A 19,357-nucleotide genomic window follows, 5' to 3' on the forward strand; every position below is an offset into this window, starting at 1 on the left:
GGCAGCCATAGGCGTAACAAGGGTTTAACGGCACAACTACGCAATCCACCGTACTGTTACGAAACTGTTACGAAACTACTGTTGGGCTTTGGCCACTGATTTCAAGCCCAAGCCCACCAAGAACGTCTCCGTGGACTTGTCACGCGAAGCTTTGGGTTTCATGGGTTTCACCGTATGGAAAGACTGCTTGAACAGCTTCACCAGCGGGTCGTAGGCGCCGCCATGGAACAACTTCACCACCAAAGCCCCCTGGGGTTTCAAATGGCTTTGACAGAAATCCACGGCCAACTCCACTAAGCCCTCTACCCGCGCCGCATCCGCCGAATGGATGCCCGACAGATTCGGCGCCATATCGGACACCACCACGTCCGCCAGACGGCCACCCAGTTCCTGGGTCAGCTTGTCCAGCATGCCCTGCTCGCAGAAATCGCCCTGGAAAAACACCACGCCCTCGATAGGCTCCATGGGTAGCAGGTCGATGGCAATGATGCTGCCATTGAGCTCACCCACCGCAGCACCACCACCCACCGCCGTCTTGGGTGACAGCTTGCGGCGCACATACTGGCTCCAGGCGCCAGGACTGGACCCCAGATCGACCACCACATGCCCCGGCTTGATCAACTGGAAGGTCTCGTCAATTTCCTTCAATTTGTAGGCCGCACGGGCCCGGTAGCCCTCTCTTTTGGCCAATATCACGTAAGGGTCATTGACGTGATCATTCAACCAAGCCTTGTTGACTTTTTTACTTTGTGTTTTAACTTTCATCTTGGCCTTGATAATACGGACATGTCTCAAATACAACTTACCCCTGCCCAGCGCAAGGTTCATCGCGCTGAAGCCCACCATTTAAACCCGGTGGTGATGGTTGGCAGCGACGGCCTGACCCCCGCTGTCATCAAAGAAGTCAACCTGGCGCTGAACGCCCACGGCCTGATCAAGGTGCGTATTTTCTCGGACGACCGCGTCGCCCGCGAAACCATGTACCAAACTCTGGCGGATGAACTCGGCGCAGCCCCCATCCAGCACATTGGCAAGCTGCTGATACTCTGGCGCCCGCAGCCGGAAATCACCAAGGAACGCAAGATCGACGAAGACCGCATGCCCGGTCCGCGCGATTTCAAGGTGCTGAAACATAGCACGCGCGGTGGCCAGCGTCCTGAAGTAAAAACTTTGCGGGTTCTGGGCAACCAGCGCCTGACGGCAGGCGGTACAGTGAAACGCGCCAAGCCGAAGCCAAAAACCAGCCTCAAAAAGCGCAACCAGACCTGATCTAGGTCCGCGGGGCCGACACCTTCCAGAGTGTCGCGCCCGCTGCCAGCCACTGCAGCAGATACAAGCCTGTACCCAGGCTATGCCAAAGCTTCAAGTTCTCCCGCGCCACGATGTGCGGGGATACGGCAAACTCCACCAGTACCGCGGCAAGCAGCCCAAAAGCTATAAAAATAGTAGCTACTGGCGCTTGCTTTACCTGCGCCAAAGCCTCATTTGACCTGGAAATCAACAGAAGCAACAAGATACAGGCCATCGACAGCCAGGTTTGCGCCGTAAACAGCTTCGCCGCCGTACTGCCGGCCAAGGCCGGGGTCGGCAGCACCATGAACAGCAGCGGCACCACCATGAAACCCAGCGTGGTCAGGCTGCCCCACCACAGGGCCGCCAAACCGATGGGCAAACGCTGGCGCATGGCTTAGATGTAGCTGACCGCCATCACTTCATAGCGCTTGATGCCGCCGGGCGCATTCACCTCGGCGGTATCGCCGACTTCCTTGCCGATCAGGGCGCGGGCAATCGGGCTGGACACGTTGATGCGGCCCAGCTTCAGGTCGGCCTCGTCTTCGCCGACGATCTGGTATTGCACGGCCTGGCCGGAATCTTCGTCTTCCAGATCGACCGTGGCGCCGAACACGACGCGGCCACCGGCATCCAGTGCTGCGGGATCAATGATCTGGGCGGCGGACAACTTGCCTTCCACTTCCTGGATACGACCTTCGATAAAGCCCTGGCGGTCCTTCGCGGCTTCGTATTCGGCGTTTTCGCTCAAGTCGCCTTGGGCCCGCGCCTCGGAGATGGCCGCGATCACCGATGGCCGCTCCACGGTTTTGAGCTTGTGCAGCTCGGCTTTCAGCGTCTCAGCGCCGCGCTTGGTAATGGGAATAGTAGACATAGAAAAATCCGGGTTCTGTTTTAAGCCGCCAATCAAGCAAGCAGTTGGGCGTGCATTTCCTGTACCGAGATCACATCCAGATCGTCCAGGTACTGCATCCCTTCCACCGCCGCTTCGGCACCAAAAATGGTGGTGAAGGTGGTGACGCGGGCCAGCAAGGCCGAGGTACGGATGTGGCGGGAATCGGCGATCGCATTGCGGCGCTCTTCCACGGTGTTGATGACCAGGGCAATCTCGTTGTTCTTGATCATGTCCACGATATTCGGTCGGCCCTCGGTGACCTTGTTCACCACGTTGCAGGCAATGCCCGCCGCCTGGATCGCCGCCGCCGTGCCCTTGGTGGCCAGCAGGCTGAAACCCAGAGCGGCCAAACCGCGCGCGACTTCCACGGCACGCGCCTTGTCGTTGTTCTTCACCGACACAAAGGCCACGCCGGAACGCGGCAGCTTGGTGCCCGCACCGATCTGCGACTTCACAAAGGCTTCGCCAAAGGTCTTGCCCACGCCCATCACCTCGCCGGTGGACTTCATCTCGGGGCCGAGAATCGTGTCCACACCGGGGAACTTGACGAAGGGGAACACGGCTTCCTTGACGCTGAAATACGGTGGCGTGACTTCCTTGAAGATGCCCTGCGCGTCCAGCGACTGGCCGACCATGCAGCGCGCAGCCACCTTGGCCAGCTGGATGCCGGTGGCCTTGCTGACAAAGGGCACGGTGCGGGATGCACGCGGGTTCACTTCCAGCACGTAGATCACATCCTTGCCGTCCACGTTCTGGATGGCGAACTGCACATTCATCAGGCCGACCACCTTCAGCGCATGCGCCATAGCCGTGGTCTGGCGCTTGATCTCGGTCACGGTCTCCACCGACAGGTAGTACGGCGGCAGCGAGCAGGCCGAGTCGCCGCTGTGCACACCGGCTTGCTCGATGTGTTCCATCACACCGCCGATGAACACGCGCTGGCCGTCGCAGATCGCGTCCACATCGCATTCGATGGCGTCGTTCAGGAAGCGGTCCAGCAACACCGGAGAGTCATGGCTGACCTTGACGGCTTCGCGCATGTAACGCTCCAGATCGCGCTGCTCGTGGACGATTTCCATGGCGCGGCCGCCCAGCACGTAGCTGGGACGCACCACCAGGGGATAACCCAGGGCAGCAGCCTTTTCCAGCGCTTCCGGCTCGGTACGGGCCGTGGCGTTCGGTGGCTGGCGCAGGTCCAGCGCGTGCAGCAGCTTCTGGAAGCGCTCGCGGTCTTCGGCCGCATCGATCATGTCGGGGCTGGTGCCGATGATGGGCACACCGTTGGCTTCCAGATCCAGCGCCAACTTCAATGGGGTCTGGCCGCCGTACTGCACGATCACACCGAAAGGCTTTTCCTTGTCGACGATTTCCAGCACGTCTTCCAAGGTCAGCGGCTCGAAGTACAGGCGGTCGCTGGTGTCGTAGTCGGTGGACACGGTTTCAGGGTTGCAGTTGACCATGATGGTCTCGTACCCGTCTTCGCGCATGGCCAGCGCGGCGTGCACGCAGCAGTAGTCGAACTCGATGCCCTGGCCGATGCGGTTCGGTCCGCCGCCCAGCACCATGATCTTCTTCTTGTCGGTAGGCGCGGCTTCGCACTCGCCGCCTTCGGCCTCGTAGGTCGAGTACAAGTAAGCGGTGTCGGTAGCGAACTCGGCTGCACAGGTATCGACGCGTTTGTAGACCGGGCGCACGCCCAGCGCACGGCGGGCATTGCGCACCGCGGTGTCGGTGGTCTTCAGCTGCTTGGCCAGGCGGCGGTCCGAGAAGCCTTTTTGCTTCAGGGCGCGCAGCGTAGCGGCGTCGATATCGGCCAGCGACTTGGTTTCCAGCTCCAGCTCAATCTTCACGATCTGCTCGATCTGCACCAGGAACCAGGGGTCGATCTTGGTCAGCACAAACACTTCGTCCACGCTCATGCCCTGGGCAAACGCGTCGCCCACGTACCAGATGCGCTCAGGGCCGGGCTCGCCGAGTTCTTTCTCCAGCACTTCGCGGTCCTGGGTCTTCTCGTTCATGCCGTCCACGCCGACTTCCAGGCCGCGCAGGGCTTTCTGGAACGATTCCTGGAAGGTCCGGCCCATGGCCATGACTTCGCCAACCGACTTCATCTGCGTGGTCAGGCGCGCATCGGCGGTGGGGAACTTTTCGAACGCAAAACGCGGGATCTTGGTGACCACATAGTCGATGCTGGGCTCGAAACTGGCCGGCGTAGCGCCGCCCGTGATGTCGTTGCGCAGCTCGTCCAGCGTGTAGCCGACCGCCAGCTTGGCCGCCACCTTGGCGATGGGGAAACCGGTGGCCTTGGAAGCCAAAGCCGAAGAACGCGAGACGCGCGGATTCATCTCGATCACCACCATACGCCCGTCTTTGGGGTTGATGGAGAACTGCACGTTCGAGCCGCCAGTGTCCACGCCGATTTCGCGCAGCACCGCCAGGCTGGCGTTGCGCAGCAGCTGGTATTCCTTGTCGGTCAGGGTCTGGGCCGGGGCCACGGTGATCGAGTCGCCGGTGTGCACGCCCATGGGGTCCAGATTTTCGATCGAGCAGACGATGATGCAGTTGTCGGCGGTGTCGCGCACCACTTCCATCTCGTACTCTTTCCAGCCCAACAGCGACTCTTCGATCAGCAGCTCGTTGGTCGGCGAGGCTTCCAGGCCGCGCTTGCAGATGGTTTCAAACTCTTCGGCGTTATAGGCGATGCCGCCACCGGTGCCGCCCAGGGTGAAGCTGGGGCGGATGACCGTGGGGAAACCCAGGGTCTTCTGCACATCCCAGGCTTCCTGCATGCTGTGGGCGATGCCGGAACGGGCCGAGCCCAGGCCGATCTTGGTCATCGCGTCCTTGAACTTCAGGCGGTCTTCGGCCTTGTCGATGGCCTCGGGCTTGGCGCCGATCAGCTCAACCTTGTACTTCTCCAGTACGCCGTTGTGCCACAGGTCCAGCGCGCAGTTCAACGCGGTCTGGCCGCCCATGGTTGGCAGGATCGCGTCCGGGCGCTCCTTGGCGATGATCTTCTCGACCGTCTGCCAGGTGATGGGCTCGATGTAGGTGACGTCGGCCGTGGCCGGGTCGGTCATGATCGTCGCGGGGTTGCTGTTGATCAGAATGACTTTGTAGCCTTCTTCGCGCAGCGCCTTGCAGGCTTGCACGCCCGAGTAGTCGAACTCGCAGGCCTGGCCGATGATGATCGGGCCAGCGCCAATGATCAGAATGGATTTAAGGTCGGTCCGCTTAGGCATTTTTTGTTTTCTCCATCAGTGCGGTAAAGCGGTCAAACAGGTACGAGATATCGTGCGGTCCGGGTGAGGCTTCAGGGTGGCCCTGGAAGCAGAACGCCGGCTTGTCGGTACGGGCCAGGCCTTGCAGCGTGCCGTCGAACAAGGACACATGGGTGGCGCGCAGATTGGCCGGCAGGCTGGCCTGGTCCACGGCAAAACCGTGGTTCTGGCTGGTGATGCTGACGCGGCCATCGTCCAGGTCTTTGACCGGGTGGTTGGCCCCGTGGTGGCCGAACTTCATCTTGAAGGTCTTGGCGCCGCTGGCCAGGGCCATGATCTGGTGGCCCAGGCAGATGCCGAAGGTGGGGATGCCGGTTTCGATCAGCTCGCGGGTCGCGGCAATCGCGTAGTCGCAGGGCTCCGGGTCGCCAGGGCCGTTGGACAGGAATACGCCATCGGGCTTCAGTGCCAGCACGTCTTTGGCGCTGGTCTGGGCCGGCACCACGGTGATGCGACAGCCGCGGCTGGCCAGCATGCGCAGGATGTTGAACTTGACGCCAAAGTCATACGCCACCACGTGGAAGCGCGGTGCGGTCTGGTCGCCATAGCCTTGGTGCAGCTGCCATTCGGTCTGGGTCCAGGCATAGGATTCCTTGGCCGACACCACCTTGGCCAGGTCCAGGCCGGCCATGCTGGGTGCGGCCTTGGCGGCAGCCACCGCTTGGGCAATGGCCTCGGGCGTGACGTCGTGGCCCGCGGGCAGTGCCAGGATGCAGCCGTTCTGCGCGCCGTGGGTACGCAGGTGGCGGGTCAGCTTGCGGGTATCGAGGTTGGCGATCGCCACCGTCTTTTGCTGAACTAGGTAGTCCGACAGGCTCAGGTGGCTGCGGAAGTTGGAGGCGACCAGCGGCAGGTCTTTGATGACCAGGCCGGCGGCATGCACGCGGGCGGCTTCAACGTCTTCCACATTGACACCGTAGTTGCCGATGTGGGGGTACGTCAGGGTGACGATCTGCTGGCAGTAGCTGGGGTCGGTGAGGATTTCCTGGTAGCCGGTCATGGCGGTGTTGAACACCACCTCGCCCACGGTGGAGCCGGGGGCTCCAATGGAATTGCCAACAAAGACCGTGCCGTCTGCGAGCGCCAGGATGGCGGATGGGAAGGTTCCCTGAAGAGACAAAAGCACTGGGTTCTCCGAAATAGTTACGGGTACGCCCAAGCGGTCCAAGAGAAAACTCTTGCAAATGCTCTGGAAGGGGGTTCGGTGAGACCGGCGCTAGGCGTACGTGGATGCGGGAAAGCCCATCATTATAGCTCACCCCCAGGCTCCGCCCACTGCGTGTAGCTGCGCCAACCCCCTTGCTGGGGGCGAACCCGATGACCCGGCAAAGCCGGTTCCATGGGTTCCTGCGACGGATGCGGGACGACCACCGCGACTCTCTACAACCCGCTAACGCCCGACGCTGGAAGCATGCAGGCAGATAGCCGCCGCCGCCGCCACGTTCAGCGATTCCTCGCCGCCGGGCTGGCCGATGCGTACTGCAATCTGTGCGCGCGCCTGCAGAGCCGGGCCCACGCCCTGGCCTTCGTGGCCCATGGCCCAGGCGCAGGGAAAGGGCAGCTTCTGGTCTTGCAGCAGCGCGCCCTGGTGCGAGCTGGTGACCACCAGGGGCACGGCCAGCGCCTCCAGCGCCTCGGGCTCCAGGCCTTCGATCAGCCGCAGGCCGAAATGCGCACCCATGCCGGCGCGCAGCACCTTGGGGCTCCACAGCGCCGCCGTGCCCTTGAGCGCGATGATCTGCTTGAAGCCGAAAGCACCAGCGCTGCGCAGAATGGAGCCGACGTTGCCAGCATCCTGCACCCGGTCGAGGATAACGCTGGCCGCCGCCGGGTCCAGCGCGGTGGCGCTGGGCAGGTCGATGACAAAACCCATGGGCGCCGGCGATTCCAGGCTGCTCAGGTCGGCCAGCAGTTTGTCGGCCATTACTATGGTTTTAATAGCTGCCTGCGCATATTGCGCCTGCGCCTGAGGCCAAAAAGACTCTGAAAACACCGCCAGCGCCGGCTTCCAGCCGCGGGCCAGCGCGGCCCGGCACAGGTGGTCGCCTTCGAGCCAGACCCGGCCCTGCTTGCGGTAGGCCGTGCTGTCCTGCGACAAGCGGCGCAGTTCTTTCAGCAGCGGGTTGTCGCGCGACTGGATGTGGGTGATGGGGTCGGAGCTCATCGAAGTACCTGCGTTGAACCTAGAGTGGCTTTCATGCTTCGGGACGGCTCTGCCGCCCAAGCATGGAAGTCACGGGGGCAAAAGTTTTTCGGTGCAGCGGGCAGGCGCCATGGGCTTGCAGCGCCGCCAGGTGGGCGGCCGTGCCATAGCCCTTGTGGCCGGCAAAGCCGTACTGTGGGTAGTCCAGATCGACCTGGGCGCACCAGCGGTCCCGCGTCACCTTGGCCAGGATGGAGGCCGCCGAGATCGCCGGCACCAGGGAGTCGCCTTTGACGATGGCGTCGCTGGTCATGCTCAGCGTGGGCAGGCGGTTGCCGTCGACCAGCACATGGCCGGGCTTGAGGCGCAGTCCGGTGACGGCGCGCTGCATGGCCAGCATGGTGGCCTGCAGGATGTTCAGCTTTTCGATTTCTTCCACGCTGGCTTCGGCAATCGAGCAGCACAAGGCCTTGGCCAGGATTTCGTCGAACAGCTGCTCGCGCCGTTTGGCCGTGAGCTTCTTGGAATCGGCCAGGCCGCGGATGGGGCGCAAATCGTCCAGGATCACCGCCGCGGCTACCACCGGCCCGGCCAACGGCCCCCGCCCAGCTTCGTCCACACCGGCGACCAGGCCGCGCGGGCTCCAGGCCAGCGGAACCTGTTCAGGTGCGGATGATTTTTTCGATGGCATGGGTGGCAAGCTGGGCGGTGTCGCGCTGTAGCGTGTGGTGCAGCGCGGTGAATTTTTCTTCAAGAGCGGCGATTTTCGCAGAGCCCTTGGCGTCCAGCCACTGCAGTGTGGCCTTGGCCAGCGCCTGGGGCGTGGCCGCGTCCTGCAGCAGCTCGGGCACCACGAAGTCAGCGCACAAGATGTTCGGCAGTCCGACCCAGGGCTGCAGCTGCTTGCGCTGCATCAGCTTCCAGGACAGCCAGTGCATGTTGTAGGCGATGACCATGGGCCGCTTGAACAGCGCCGCCTCCAGCGTGGCCGTGCCGCTGGCGATCAGGGTCACATCGCAGGCTGCCAGCACGGTGTGCGACTGGCCGGCGACAATCTGCACGCGCCCGGCCATACCGGCCTGGGCGGCGATGGCTTCGATCCGCTCTTTTAACGAGGGGATCGCCGGCACTACAAATTTAATAGCTGGCCGCGCAAGCAGCATCTGCGCCGCAGCCTGAAAGAACCGCAAAGCCAGGTATTTGATTTCGGACTGCCGGCTGCCAGGCAGGATGGCAACCACATCGTCAGCAGCGTCTAGGCCCAGCTTCTGCCGTGCGGCTGCGCGGTCGGGGTTGAGCGGGATCACGCTGGCCAGCGGGTGGCCGACATAGGTGGCGGCAATGCCGTGCTCGGCCAGCAGGGCCGGCTCGAAGGGGAAGATGCACAGCACATGGTCGGCCGCACGGCGGATCTTCTCTACCCGCTCCGCGCGCCAGGCCCAGATCGACGGGCAGACGAAATGCACGGTGGGCACGCCCTGGGCCTTCAGCGCGGCTTCCAGGCCCAGGTTGAAGTCGGGCGCATCCACGCCGATGAACACCGCCGGGCGCTCTTGCAGCAGGCGTTCGCGCAGCTGCTTGCGGATGTTGATCAGCTCATACAGACGCAGAAACACGTCCATGTTGTAGCCATGCACGGCCAGCTTGTCGCTGGGCCAGGCCGCCTGGAAGCCGCGCTTGGCCATCTGGGGACCACCTATGCCGGTGGATTGCAGATCGGGCCAGCGCGCGCGCAAACCGTCCAGCACCAGACCCGCCAGCAAGTCGCCAGAGGCCTCGCCGGCCACCATGGCGATACGGGGAGCGGACATTAGCGGGCGATGCCGCTGACGGAAGAGCCGAGGAAGTCGTCCATCAGCGCGATGTCCGCCGCGGCTTCGGGCATCTGGGTCGCCAGGGCCTGGATCGCGGCACGGGCTTCGTCCAGGGTCTTGCCCTGGCGGTAGATCAGCTTGTGCATCTCGCGGATGGCCTTCAGGCTCGCATCCGAAAAATCACGCCGCTTCAGGCCCACCAGATTGACCGCGCGTACTTCCAGCGGGTGGCCATCCACCACCATGAAGGGCGGTACGTCCTTGTTCACATGGCTGGCAAAGCCGACCATGGTGTGGGCGCCGATACGCATGCGCTGCAGCACGCCAGTAAGGCCGCCAATCGTGGCCCAATCACCTATCTGCACATGGCCGGCCAGCGTGGTGTTGTTGGCCATGGTGATCTGGTTGCCCAACTGGCAGTCGTGCGCGATGTGCACATAGGCCATGATCCAGTTGTCGTCGCCAATACGGGTCACGCCGGCATCCTGTACCGTGCCGAGGTTGAAGGTGCAGAACTCGCGGATGACGTTGCGATCACCGATCTGCAGTTCGGTGGGTTCACCGGCGTACTTCTTGTCCTGTGGCACTGCGCCAAGGGAGTTGAACTGGAAGATGCGGTTGTCACGGCCTATCGTGGTGTGGCCTTCGATGACGCAATGTGGGCCGACCGTGGTGCCGGCGCCGATCTGCACATACGGGCCGATCACGGTGTACGGGCCGACGCTGACCGTAGGGTCCAGCTGGGCCGACGGGTCCACCAGGGCAGTAGCGTGGATAGCGGTCACACGCAGTCCTTAGGCGATAGTGCGCATCGCGCAGGTCAGCTCGGCTTCGACCGCCAGCTCTTCACCCACGGTGCCCTTGCCCTTGAATTTGAAGATACCGGACTTCATGCGCACCAGTTCCACGTCCAGCATCAGCTGGTCGCCGGGCTCGACCGGGCGCTTGAAGCGGGCGTTGTCGATGGCGGCAAAGTAGTAGACGGTGTCATCCTCGGGCGATTTACCCAATGCATCAAAAGCCAGCAAAGCAGCAGCCTGGGCCAGCGCTTCCAGCATCAGCACGCCGGGCATGACCGGACGGCGCGGGAAATGGCCCTGGAAAAACGGTTCGTTGATGGTGACGTTCTTGAACGCGCGGATGGACTTGGATTTGTCGATGCTCACCACCCGGTCCACCATCAGAAAGGGGTAACGGTGGGGCAGCTGCTTGAGGATTTGGTGGATGTCCATCATGGTGTTTCTAGGCTCTTCAAATGTTGTTCTAGTGATTTTTCGACCGCTTTCAAACGATCACGCAAACTGTGCAGCTGTTTCAGGGAAGCGGCATTCTTTTCCCACTTGCTGTTTTCATCGATCGGAAACATGCCGGTGTAGTGGCCGGGTTGGGCAATGGAACGGGTCACCACCGTGGCCGCAGAGATGTTGACACGGTCGGCCAGCGCCAGATGGCCCAGCACGATAGCCCCGCCGCCCACAGTGCAATGCGCGCCGATGTGGGCGCTGCCGGCCACACCGACACAGCCGGCCATGGCAGTGTGTTCGCCTATCTGCACGTTGTGGCCGATCTGGATCAGGTTGTCGAGCTTGACGCCGTTGCCAATCACGGTGTCGTCCAGCGCACCCCGGTCTATGCAGGTATTTGCGCCGATTTCCACGTCGTCGCCGATGCGCACCGCGCCCAGCTGTTCGATCTTTTCCCATGCGCCGGCATTCGGCGCAAAGCCGAAGCCATCGGCACCGATCACCACACCCGCATGCAGCAGGCAGCGCGCGCCGACACTACAGTCTTCACCCAGGGTGACGCGGGACTTGAGCACCGTACCGGCGCCGATGCGCGCACCGCGCTCCACCACGCACAGCGGGCCGATGGTGGCCGTCGGGTCGATGTCGGCACTCGGGTCCACCACGGCACTGGGGTGTATGCCCGGCGATTGCGCGGCCGCGCGCTGGCGCTTCCATAACTGGGTGAGTTTGGCGAAATACAGATATGGCGCATCGGCCACGATGCAGGCACCACGCGCCAGCGCCATGTCGCGCTGGGTAGGGCCGACGATCACACACCCAGCTTGGGAATGCGCCAGCTGCTGCTGGTATTTGGGATTGCTGAGAAAGGCGATCTGACTGGCAGTCGCAGACTCCAGGGGCGCAATGCCGGTAATGGCCAGATATGCATCACCATGCAACTCGCCCCCCAGGGCCTCCACGATCGCGCCAAGGCGCAACACCACGCTGGAAGCCCCCGTCATCACTTCAATTATTTAGCGCCCGTCGTCGCATTCAAGGCCTTGATGACCTTGTCAGTGATGTCGTACTTGGGGTTGATGTAGACGGCCTCTTGCAGAACGGCATCGTACTTTTCAGTCTCTGCCACTTGCTTGATGACCTTGTTGGCCTTTTCCAGGACCTGCTGCAGCTCTTCGTTCTTGCGGGAATTCAGATCTTCCTGGAACTCACGGCGCTTGCGCTGGAATTCGCGGTCTTGGTCGACCAGCTGCTTCTGGCGCGACGTACGCTGGCTTTCGGCCAGGGTCGTAGCTTCACGCTCGAACTTGTCTGAGGCGGCCTTGAGCACCGAACCCGCATCGGTCAGTTCTTTTTCGCGCTTGGAGAACTCTTGTTCCAGCTTGGACTGGGCTGCTTTGGCGGCCGCAGACTCGCGGAAGATACGGTCCGTGTTGACAAATCCAACGCGGAACTCGTCTGCCTGCGCGTGTGCCGACAGAAGCATGGCTCCCAGAACAATGCCGGAGCCCCAGTTGCGTAGAAATTTCTTCATTAGAAAGACGTGCCTATTTGGAATTGCAAGGACTGGATTCTATCGCCAGCGAATTTACGTATCGGTTTGGCATAAGCCAGGCGAAGCGGACCGACCGGAGAAATCCAGCTCAGGCCCACGCCGGTGGATGCCCGCATGTCGCTGAAGCTCATTTTCTGGTCTTCGCCGTAGACGTTGCCAACGTCGGCAAATGCGAACAAACGCAGGGTACGGTCATTACCAGCACCGGGGAACGGCGACTGGATTTCGGTGTTCAAGGTGAACTTCTTCGGACCACCAATGACCGAGCCCGTCACGTCACGTGGCCCCAGCGTACCCTGCTCAAAACCACGCACCGAACCCAGGCCACCGCCGTAGAAGTTCTTGAACACCGGGAATGGCTCACCGCCCAGGCCCTTGCCATAGCCCAGCTCACCGTTGAAGGCAAAGGTGAACTGCTTGGTCAAAGGCACATACTGCTGGTACTGGTAGTTGCTGCGCAGATAGCGGGCATCGCCGAACAAGCCAGCTTCGGTGTTGAAGCGCTGGTAGATACCGGAACTGGGCGCCAAGGTGCTGTCGCGGTTGTCACGCGACCAACCCACGGTCAAGGGAAAAGCCGAACTTGTGTAGCCAAATTTCTCGGCGTACGCCAAATAGGCAGCCGGGATATTGGTACCTGGCTTGATGGTGGTGCGCTCCAGGCTGGCGCCGAAGTAGATGGTGTCCAGCTCACTGAACGGCACGCCGAAACGCAAGCCCGCGCCCTGGGTCACCAGTTGGTAGTTACCGCCCTGGTCGTTATAGGGCTTGGTGGCGCGGTGGAACACGTCGATCGAGCGTGAAATACCGCTGTTGGTGAAATACGGATCGACCGTGCTGACCACCACCACCTGGTTGTATTTGCTGGTGTTGACTTCCAGGCCCAGGTAGTTGCCCGAGCCGAAGGCGTTTTCCTGCTTGATGCTGAACGACAGCGCCAGCTTTTCAGCGCTGGAGAAGCCTGCACCCAGCTGGATGCTGCCGGAGGATTTCTCTTCCACATTGATCTGCAGGTCCACTTGGTCGGGCGAACCGGCCACGTCCTGCGTCTCTACGCCAACCTCCTTGAAATAACCCAGACGGTCCACGCGGTCGCGCGACAGCTTGATCTTGTCACCGTCATACCAGGACGATTCGAACTGGCGGAATTCTCGGCGGATGACTTCGTCACGCGTGCGGCTGTTGCCGGCCACATTCACCTTGCGCACATAGGCGCGACGCGAAGGTTCGGCCTGCAGCACCAGCACCACGCGGTTGGTGGCACGGTCGATTTCTGGACGGGCCTCAACCTGGGCAAAGGCAAAGCCGAAGCTGCCAAAGTTATCCTTGAACGCCTTGGTGGTCTTGGCGACCAGGTCGGCGTTGTAAGCTTCACCGGGCTTGATACTGACCAGAGATTTGAACTCGTCTTCCTTGCCCAGGTAGTTGCCTTCCAGGCGCACGGCGGACACCACAAAACGCTCACCTTCGGTGATGTTGATGGTGATAGACATGTCCTGCTTGTCAGGTGAAATCGCTACCTGGGTCGAGTCCACCTTGAACTCCAGGAAACCGCGCGACAAGTAGTAGGAACGCAAGGTCTCGATATCGGCGTTGAGCTTGGCACGGGTATAGCGATCCGACTTGGTATACCAGCTGAGCCAGCCGCCGGTGTCCAGTTCAAACAGGCCGCGCAGGGTGGACTCCTCGATGGCTTTGGCGCCTACGATATGGATGTCCTTGATCTTGGCCGGCTCGCCTTCGGTGATCGTGAAGGTCAGGTTGACGCGGTTGCGCTCCACCGGCGTGACGGTAGTCACCACGGTGGCCGCATACAGGCTCTTGTTGATGTACTGGCGCTTGAGCTCTTGCTCAGCGCGGTCGGCCAAGGCCTTGTCGAAAGGACGGCCATCGGTCAAGCCCACATCGCGCATGGACTTCTTCAGTGCGTCCTTGTCAAACTCTTTGGAGCCGACAAACTCCACGTCGGCGATCGTCGGGCGCTCTTCCACCACTACCACCAGCACATCGCCATTCACTTCCAGGCGCACGTCCTTGAACAGCCCCAAAGCAAACAAGGTGCGGATGGCCGCCGAGCCCTGTTCGTCGTTGTAGGTATCACCCACACGGAAAGGTAAAGATGCGAAAACAGTGCCGGGCTCTACACGTTGCAGGCCTTCGATGCGGATGTCACGCACGGCAAACGGTGTCACGGCCCAGGCCGTATTGGCGACAAAAATCAAAGCCGCAGCAGCCGACAAAGACCGCAGGCGAAAGCTATTAAAGTGGTTTTTCATGGATAAGGGTCTTGCCAAACCTGCAGAGCAGCTCAGCGATTGAATGTTAGCCAAAGAGGCGGTTGACATCGTTAAACAGCGCAATGGACATCATGAGCAACAGCACCGCACCACCTCCGCGTTGCAAGCGCTCCATCCAGGCGTCAGATACGGATTTGCCTGTCACGGCCTCCCAAAGATAATACAACAGGTGCCCACCATCGAGTATGGGCACGGGCAGCAGGTTCAGCACGCCCAGACTCACACTAATCAACGCCAAGAACACCAGATACTGTGTAAAGCCTAGACTGGCCGACTTGCCCGCGTACTCGGCCACGGACAAGGGGCCACTCAGATTCTTGATGGAGGCGTCGCCCACCAGCATGCGGCCCATCATGCGCAAGGTCAGGCCGGACACCTCCCAGGTGCGCTCCACACCGCGCCACAGCCCCTCGACCAACCCGTAACGAATGGTCACCATTTCAGGCGGGGCGCCCACATAGGCGCCAATGCGGCCCACCGACTGCAGGCCCTCGGGCTTGATGTCCGGTGTGACGGTCACATCCAGCATGTGGCCCGCACGCTCCACGCGCCAGGTCTGCGCCAGCGGCTGGCCGTCCACCAAGGAGGCGCGTATCACCGCGCGCAACTGTTGGCCATCCACAATCGGCGTGGCGCCGACCTGCACGACGAGGTCACCGCGCTGCAAACCGGAACGGGCGCCGGCTCCATCAGTCGTCACATCTCCCAGCAACGGACGCGTCCAAGGCCCCACCACACCTATGGTGCGGAACAGTTGGGCATCCGCATCCTGGGCATGCAGGCTGGCCAGGCCCATGACGACTTCGCGGCGGGCGCCATGTTCGTTCGAAGCCAATTCCAGACGCACATCGCGGCCATCCAGCGCGCCGCGCGTCAGCAGCCAGCGCAGGTCGTCAAAGGACTGGACGTCGTCCAGCTCTTCACCGTCCCAGCCGGCACGGGTGACAACTTCGCCGCCCTGCACGCCAGCCTTTTCCGCCACCGAGCCTATGCCCGGGCTGGCCAGCACTGCGCGGGCTTCGTCTACACCACTCCAATTGACGACGCCGTACAGCAATACCGCCAACAACAAATTGGCCAAGGGCCCAGCCGCCACGATGGCCGCCCGCTTGGCCAGGGTCTGGGTGTTGAAAGCCAGGTGACGCTCTGCCGGCGCCACGGGCGCTTCGCGCTCGTCCAGCATCTTCACGTAACCGCCCAGGGGAAATGCCCCCAGCACGAATTCGGTCGGTGAACCCTTGGGCTGCCAGCGTAACAAGGGCTGGCCAAAGCCCACGGAAAAGCGCAGCACCTTGACGCCACAGGCCACAGCCATGCGGTAGTGGCCGTACTCGTGCACGGCAATCAACAAGCCCAGCGCCACGACAAAAGCCACTATGGTCAACATGGCAGTCCTTTACTAGATTTCTAGATTTGCAGACGCGATACGGTCTGCTGTGCAGCGGCGCGCGATTGCGCGTCCAACACCAGCAAATCTTCCAGCGTCTGCGGCTTGGACGGCTGTACTGCCGCCAAAGTTGCAAGATTAATGGAATGAATTTGGTCGAAGCGGATACGCCGGTCCAGAAACGCGGCGACCGCCACCTCGTTGGCCGCATTCAGTACCGCGCAGGTACCAGACGGCGCACGCAAACTCTCCCAGGCCAACTGCAGACAAGGGAAGCGTTGAAAATCAGGCAGCTCAAAAGTCATCGCCGCCATCTTGGCGAAGTCCAGCCGCGCCGTGCCGCTCTCGATGCGCTCCGGCCAGGACAGGCCGTAGGCAATCGGCACCCGCATATCCGGCGTGCCCAGCTGGGCCATTACCGAGGCATCATGGAACTGCACCATGGAATGGATGATTTGCTGCGGATGGATGACCACCTCGATCTGCTCAGGCGTGACGCCAAACAGGTACTTGGCCTCGATCACCTCCAGCGCCTTGTTCATCATGGTGGCCGAGTCCACCGAGATCTTGCGGCCCATGGCGAAGTTGGGATGGGCACAAGCCTGCTCTGGCGTGACATCGCGCAACGTGGCCGGGTCACGGGTACGGAAGGGGCCGCCCGACGATGTCAGCATGATCTTCTCGATGCGCCGTGGCCAGACCGCCGGGTCTTCAGGCAGCGACTGGAACACCGCGGAATGTTCGCTGTCGATAGGCAGCAGCAGCGCACCGCCTTCTTTTACCGCCGCCAGAAACACCTCGCCGCCGACCACCAACGCCTCTTTATTTGCCAACAGCAAACGCTTGCCGGCGCGGGCCGCGGCCAGACAAGGGGCCAAGCCAGCAGCCCCGACGATGGCCGCCATCACCGCGTTCACATCTTCATGCGACGCTACCATTTCAATAGCTGCTGGCGCAGACAATACCTGCGTTGGAAGGCTTATTTCCTTAAATTTTCGGACCAGCAGTTCGGCATGCGGTACGCTGGCCATCACGGCAAAACGGGGTTTGAACTGCACGCATTGCTGCAGCATCAAATCCACCTGGGTCGCCGCCGTCAGAGCGAAAACCTCAAAGCGCTCGGGATGGCGGGCCACCACATCCAGCGTGCTGGTACCCACCGAGCCGGTAGAACCCAAAATCGTCAAAACCTGTTTCATACCCTGCTTCATGGGTTCATTAGCCTACAGCGGAGGCCAACATCATCACCAGCGGCAGGATTGGCAGCAAGGCATCCACCCGGTCCAGCACACCGCCGTGACCGGGCAACAAACCACTGCTGTCTTTCACACCGGCGCTGCGCTTGACCAGAGACTCGATCAAATCCCCCGCCACACTCATGGCGGCCAGGAACAAGGCCGCCAACAACAACAGCACATTGCTGCGCTCCGCCAGGCGGGTGTACAGACTGGCCACCGTGACGTGGTTCGCACTATCTGCGGCCACCCAGGCAAACGCCAACACCACAACCCCCAACATACCACCGCACACACCTTCCCAACTCTTGCCGGGGCTGATGGCGGGAGCCAGTTTGTTCTTGAAAAATTTGGTGCCGAAGGCGCGCCCTGCAAAGTAGGCAAAGATGTCGGCCACCCAAACCAGCACCAGCGCCGACAGCAGAAAGTTAATGCCCACCACGCGGGCTTGGCACATAGCCAGCCAAGCGACCCACAGGGCGGCAAACCCCACCGTGCCACGCACGACGCCAGGGATGCGTCCCCACCCATCCACGCCGCCACGCAGCAGCCAGGCACCCACCAGCACCCAGGCTGCACCGACCACGGTCCACAGCATCGGGGTATGCGCGGTCAGCAAACCCATCAACCAGGACACGGCGCAGGCCAGTGCCATCAGCAGGCCCAAGCCCAAAGATTTGGCCTGGCTCAAGCCATTCATGCGACCCCACTCCCAGGCGGCTGCGACTATCGCCACGACGGCCAGCAGACATAGCGGCTCGGGTGCTGGATAAAACAGCGCAGGCAAAAGAATCGCCAACAGAACGATGGCCGTGATGACACGTTGCAACAGCATGGAAGGTGATCAGGTGGGCGTAGCCACCTGCTCCGAGGTTTTGCCAAAGCGGCGTTCACGGCGGCTGTAAACGGCAATCGCCTCGTCCAGCGCGGCTTCATCGAATTCGGGCCACAGCTTGTCGCTGAAGACCAGCTCGGAATATGCGGCCTGCCAGATCAGGAAGTTACTGATGCGGAACTCACCGCCGGTGCGTATCAGCAGATCCGGGTCCGGCGAATGCGCCAGGGCCATGGCGCGGTCCAGGCTTTTCTCGGTGATGGCCTCGCCCGTCGCAGCAAGTTTGCGCGCGGCCTGAGCAATATCCCAGCGACCACCGTAGTTGAAACAGATGTTGAGCACCAACCGGGTGTTGTCGGCCGTCGCCTTCTCGGCTTCCAGCAGGCCATTGCGGACCTTTTCCGACAAGGCGCCAAGGTCGCCCACGAAGTGCAACTGCACACCATTGGCCTTGAGCTTGGCGACTTCCTTGGCCAGCACACCAACCATCAAGGACATCAACCCCGAAACCTCTTCTGCCGGACGGTCCCAGTTCTCGGAGGAAAACGCAAACACGGTCAGCACGCCGACACCACGGTCCAGGCAAGCCTGCACGCAGCGACGCAAAGAATCCACACCCTGGTGGTGACCGGCAATGCGCGGCATGAAGCGCCGCGTGGCCCAGCGGCCATTGCCATCCATGACGATGGCAATATGGCCGGGAACCGAAGATAGAGAAGTAGCCATGTTAAAAATCAACCCCTGTCAAAAACACCGTGGAACCGACTGCATAAAGACCGGGGATGCTCCACATGCTAGACGGCCATGATGTCCTGCTCTTTGGCAACCACCAGTTGGTCAATTTCGGCGATGTGGCGGTCGGTGATCTTTTGCACATCGGCTTCAGCACGCTTCTGGTCGTCTTCGGAGGCAAGCTTGTCCTTGACCAGCTTCTTCACGGCTTCGTTGGCATCGCGGCGCACACTGCGCACCACGATCTTGGCGCTTTCACCTTCGGTGCGTGCCAGCTTGGTGAGTTCCTTGCGGCGCTCTTCGCTCATGGCCGGCATGGGCACGCGGATCAGGTCACCCAACGAAGCGGGGTTCAAACCCAGATGGCTGTCACGGATGGCCTTTTCGACCTTGGACGCCATGTTCTTTTCCCAGGGCTGAACACCAATGGTGCGCGAATCGATCAGCGACACATTGGCCACCTGGCTGATAGGCACCATGGAGCCGTAATACTCCACTTGTACGGTATCCAGCAAAGCGGGATTGGCGCGACCCGTACGGATCTTGGCCAGGTTGTTCTTGAATGCCACGATGGACTGGTCCATCTTGGCTTGCAGATTGGTTTTAACGTCGGCGATAGTCATGCTTTTCTCCTCAGGGGCCTGCACAC

The 19,357-nt window shown here is 61.6% G+C and carries 19 protein-coding genes; 1 reads left to right on the plus strand and 18 read right to left on the minus strand.

Annotated features, from left to right (window positions below; genetic code table 11):
- Positions 1–75: 75 nt before the first annotated feature.
- On the minus strand, positions 76–765 hold the full coding sequence (locus AC07R0_RS18340; RefSeq protein WP_495105895.1) for an RlmE family RNA methyltransferase: 690 nt from the start codon (positions 763–765) through the stop codon (positions 76–78).
- Positions 766–786: 21 nt separating this feature from the next.
- Here AC07R0_RS18340 and AC07R0_RS18345 point away from each other — a divergent pair, with 21 nt between their 5' ends.
- Positions 787–1,269 (plus strand): YhbY family RNA-binding protein, encoded by a 483-nt coding sequence (locus tag AC07R0_RS18345; RefSeq protein ID WP_495105896.1) that lies wholly within the window; start codon positions 787–789, stop codon positions 1,267–1,269.
- Between the two features lies 1 nt (position 1,270).
- Here AC07R0_RS18345 and AC07R0_RS18350 read toward each other — a convergent pair whose 3' ends face one another.
- The 17 genes from AC07R0_RS18350 to frr form a co-directional block, all read right to left on the minus strand.
- Positions 1,271–1,684, minus strand: a complete 414-nt coding sequence (locus AC07R0_RS18350; protein ID WP_495105897.1) for a DUF4149 domain-containing protein — start codon at positions 1,682–1,684, stop codon at positions 1,271–1,273.
- Between the two features lie 3 nt (positions 1,685–1,687).
- Complete coding sequence (gene greA, locus AC07R0_RS18355; protein WP_495077271.1) at positions 1,688–2,164, minus strand: transcription elongation factor GreA; 477 nt, start codon at positions 2,162–2,164, stop codon at positions 1,688–1,690.
- Between the two features lie 32 nt (positions 2,165–2,196).
- A complete protein-coding gene (carB, locus tag AC07R0_RS18360; RefSeq protein WP_495105898.1) occupies positions 2,197–5,427 on the minus strand; it encodes a carbamoyl-phosphate synthase large subunit in 3,231 nt (1,076 codons plus the stop codon).
- Entirely contained in the window at positions 5,420–6,592 is a 1,173-nt protein-coding gene (carA, locus tag AC07R0_RS18365; protein WP_495105899.1) for a glutamine-hydrolyzing carbamoyl-phosphate synthase small subunit, read from the minus strand. Before carA ends, carB begins: the two co-directional genes overlap by 8 nt.
- Positions 6,593–6,856: 264 nt before the next feature.
- Positions 6,857–7,630, minus strand: coding sequence for a TrmH family RNA methyltransferase (locus AC07R0_RS18370; protein ID WP_495105900.1), 774 nt, complete (start codon positions 7,628–7,630; stop codon positions 6,857–6,859).
- A 31-nt stretch (positions 7,631–7,661) separates the two neighbouring features.
- Positions 7,662–8,300, minus strand: a complete 639-nt coding sequence (gene rnhB, locus AC07R0_RS18375) for a ribonuclease HII (RefSeq protein ID WP_310370296.1) — start codon at positions 8,298–8,300, stop codon at positions 7,662–7,664.
- Positions 8,272–9,420, minus strand: a complete 1,149-nt coding sequence (gene lpxB, locus AC07R0_RS18380) for a lipid-A-disaccharide synthase (protein WP_495105901.1) — start codon at positions 9,418–9,420, stop codon at positions 8,272–8,274. Before lpxB ends, rnhB begins: the two co-directional genes overlap by 29 nt.
- The gene (gene lpxA, locus AC07R0_RS18385) at positions 9,420–10,208 is read right to left on the minus strand and encodes an acyl-ACP--UDP-N-acetylglucosamine O-acyltransferase (protein WP_495105902.1); all 789 of its coding nucleotides are present in this window, start codon (positions 10,206–10,208) and stop codon (positions 9,420–9,422) included. Before lpxA ends, lpxB begins: the two co-directional genes overlap by 1 nt.
- Positions 10,209–10,217: 9 nt before the next feature.
- The gene (gene fabZ / locus AC07R0_RS18390; protein WP_495077265.1) at positions 10,218–10,658 is read right to left on the minus strand and encodes a 3-hydroxyacyl-ACP dehydratase FabZ; all 441 of its coding nucleotides are present in this window, start codon (positions 10,656–10,658) and stop codon (positions 10,218–10,220) included.
- Positions 10,655–11,671 carry a UDP-3-O-(3-hydroxymyristoyl)glucosamine N-acyltransferase gene (lpxD, locus tag AC07R0_RS18395; RefSeq protein ID WP_495105903.1) on the minus strand — a complete coding sequence of 339 codons (1,017 nt, stop codon included), beginning with the start codon at positions 11,669–11,671 and terminating at the stop codon, positions 10,655–10,657. Before lpxD ends, fabZ begins: the two co-directional genes overlap by 4 nt.
- An 8-nt stretch (positions 11,672–11,679) precedes the next feature.
- Entirely contained in the window at positions 11,680–12,201 is a 522-nt protein-coding gene (locus AC07R0_RS18400) for an OmpH/Skp family outer membrane protein (RefSeq protein ID WP_495077263.1), read from the minus strand.
- Positions 12,201–14,498, minus strand: a complete 2,298-nt coding sequence (gene bamA / locus AC07R0_RS18405) for an outer membrane protein assembly factor BamA (RefSeq protein WP_495077262.1) — start codon at positions 14,496–14,498, stop codon at positions 12,201–12,203. The genes AC07R0_RS18400 and bamA overlap by 1 nt, the downstream gene beginning before the upstream one ends.
- A gap of 46 nt (positions 14,499–14,544) precedes the next feature.
- The gene (gene rseP / locus AC07R0_RS18410) at positions 14,545–15,906 is read right to left on the minus strand and encodes an RIP metalloprotease RseP (protein ID WP_495105904.1); all 1,362 of its coding nucleotides are present in this window, start codon (positions 15,904–15,906) and stop codon (positions 14,545–14,547) included.
- A 20-nt stretch (positions 15,907–15,926) separates the two neighbouring features.
- Positions 15,927–17,105, minus strand: a complete 1,179-nt coding sequence (gene ispC / locus AC07R0_RS18415; RefSeq protein ID WP_495105905.1) for a 1-deoxy-D-xylulose-5-phosphate reductoisomerase — start codon at positions 17,103–17,105, stop codon at positions 15,927–15,929.
- 19 nt (positions 17,106–17,124) lie between these two features.
- A complete protein-coding gene (locus AC07R0_RS18420) occupies positions 17,125–17,976 on the minus strand; it encodes a phosphatidate cytidylyltransferase (RefSeq protein WP_495105906.1) in 852 nt (283 codons plus the stop codon).
- Positions 17,977–17,985: 9 nt separating this feature from the next.
- Positions 17,986–18,702, minus strand: coding sequence for a polyprenyl diphosphate synthase (gene uppS / locus AC07R0_RS18425; protein ID WP_495105907.1), 717 nt, complete (start codon positions 18,700–18,702; stop codon positions 17,986–17,988).
- Positions 18,703–18,770: 68 nt separating this feature from the next.
- Complete coding sequence (gene frr, locus AC07R0_RS18430) at positions 18,771–19,331, minus strand: ribosome recycling factor (RefSeq protein WP_495077257.1); 561 nt, start codon at positions 19,329–19,331, stop codon at positions 18,771–18,773.
- Between the last annotated feature and the right edge of the window lie 26 nt (positions 19,332–19,357).

The organism is Rhodoferax sp. GW821-FHT07F03, assembly GCF_059418745.1.

Bases quoted from the DNA above. Each gene is read 5' to 3' on its own strand.
- uppS (WP_495105907.1), bottom strand. From the start codon at position 18,702: ATGGCTACTTCTCTATCTTCGGTTCCCGGCCATATTGCCATCGTCATG.
- rseP (WP_495105904.1), bottom strand. From the start codon at position 15,906: ATGTTGACCATAGTGGCTTTTGTCGTGGCGCTGGGCTTGTTGATTGCC.
- bamA (WP_495077262.1), bottom strand. From the start codon at position 14,498: ATGAAAAACCACTTTAATAGCTTTCGCCTGCGGTCTTTGTCGGCTGCT.
- AC07R0_RS18345 (WP_495105896.1), top strand. From the start codon at position 787: ATGTCTCAAATACAACTTACCCCTGCCCAGCGCAAGGTTCATCGCGCT.
- greA (WP_495077271.1), bottom strand. From the start codon at position 2,164: ATGTCTACTATTCCCATTACCAAGCGCGGCGCTGAGACGCTGAAAGCC.
- fabZ (WP_495077265.1), bottom strand. From the start codon at position 10,658: ATGATGGACATCCACCAAATCCTCAAGCAGCTGCCCCACCGTTACCCC.
- frr (WP_495077257.1), bottom strand. From the start codon at position 19,331: ATGACTATCGCCGACGTTAAAACCAATCTGCAAGCCAAGATGGACCAG.
- AC07R0_RS18350 (WP_495105897.1), bottom strand. From the start codon at position 1,684: ATGCGCCAGCGTTTGCCCATCGGTTTGGCGGCCCTGTGGTGGGGCAGC.
- AC07R0_RS18340 (WP_495105895.1), bottom strand. From the start codon at position 765: ATGAAAGTTAAAACACAAAGTAAAAAAGTCAACAAGGCTTGGTTGAAT.
- AC07R0_RS18370 (WP_495105900.1), bottom strand. From the start codon at position 7,630: ATGAGCTCCGACCCCATCACCCACATCCAGTCGCGCGACAACCCGCTG.
- lpxD (WP_495105903.1), bottom strand. From the start codon at position 11,671: ATGACGGGGGCTTCCAGCGTGGTGTTGCGCCTTGGCGCGATCGTGGAG.
- AC07R0_RS18420 (WP_495105906.1), bottom strand. From the start codon at position 17,976: ATGCTGTTGCAACGTGTCATCACGGCCATCGTTCTGTTGGCGATTCTT.
- rnhB (WP_310370296.1), bottom strand. From the start codon at position 8,300: ATGCCATCGAAAAAATCATCCGCACCTGAACAGGTTCCGCTGGCCTGG.
- ispC (WP_495105905.1), bottom strand. From the start codon at position 17,105: ATGAAACAGGTTTTGACGATTTTGGGTTCTACCGGCTCGGTGGGTACC.
- carB (WP_495105898.1), bottom strand. From the start codon at position 5,427: ATGCCTAAGCGGACCGACCTTAAATCCATTCTGATCATTGGCGCTGGC.
- AC07R0_RS18400 (WP_495077263.1), bottom strand. From the start codon at position 12,201: ATGAAGAAATTTCTACGCAACTGGGGCTCCGGCATTGTTCTGGGAGCC.
- lpxB (WP_495105901.1), bottom strand. From the start codon at position 9,420: ATGTCCGCTCCCCGTATCGCCATGGTGGCCGGCGAGGCCTCTGGCGAC.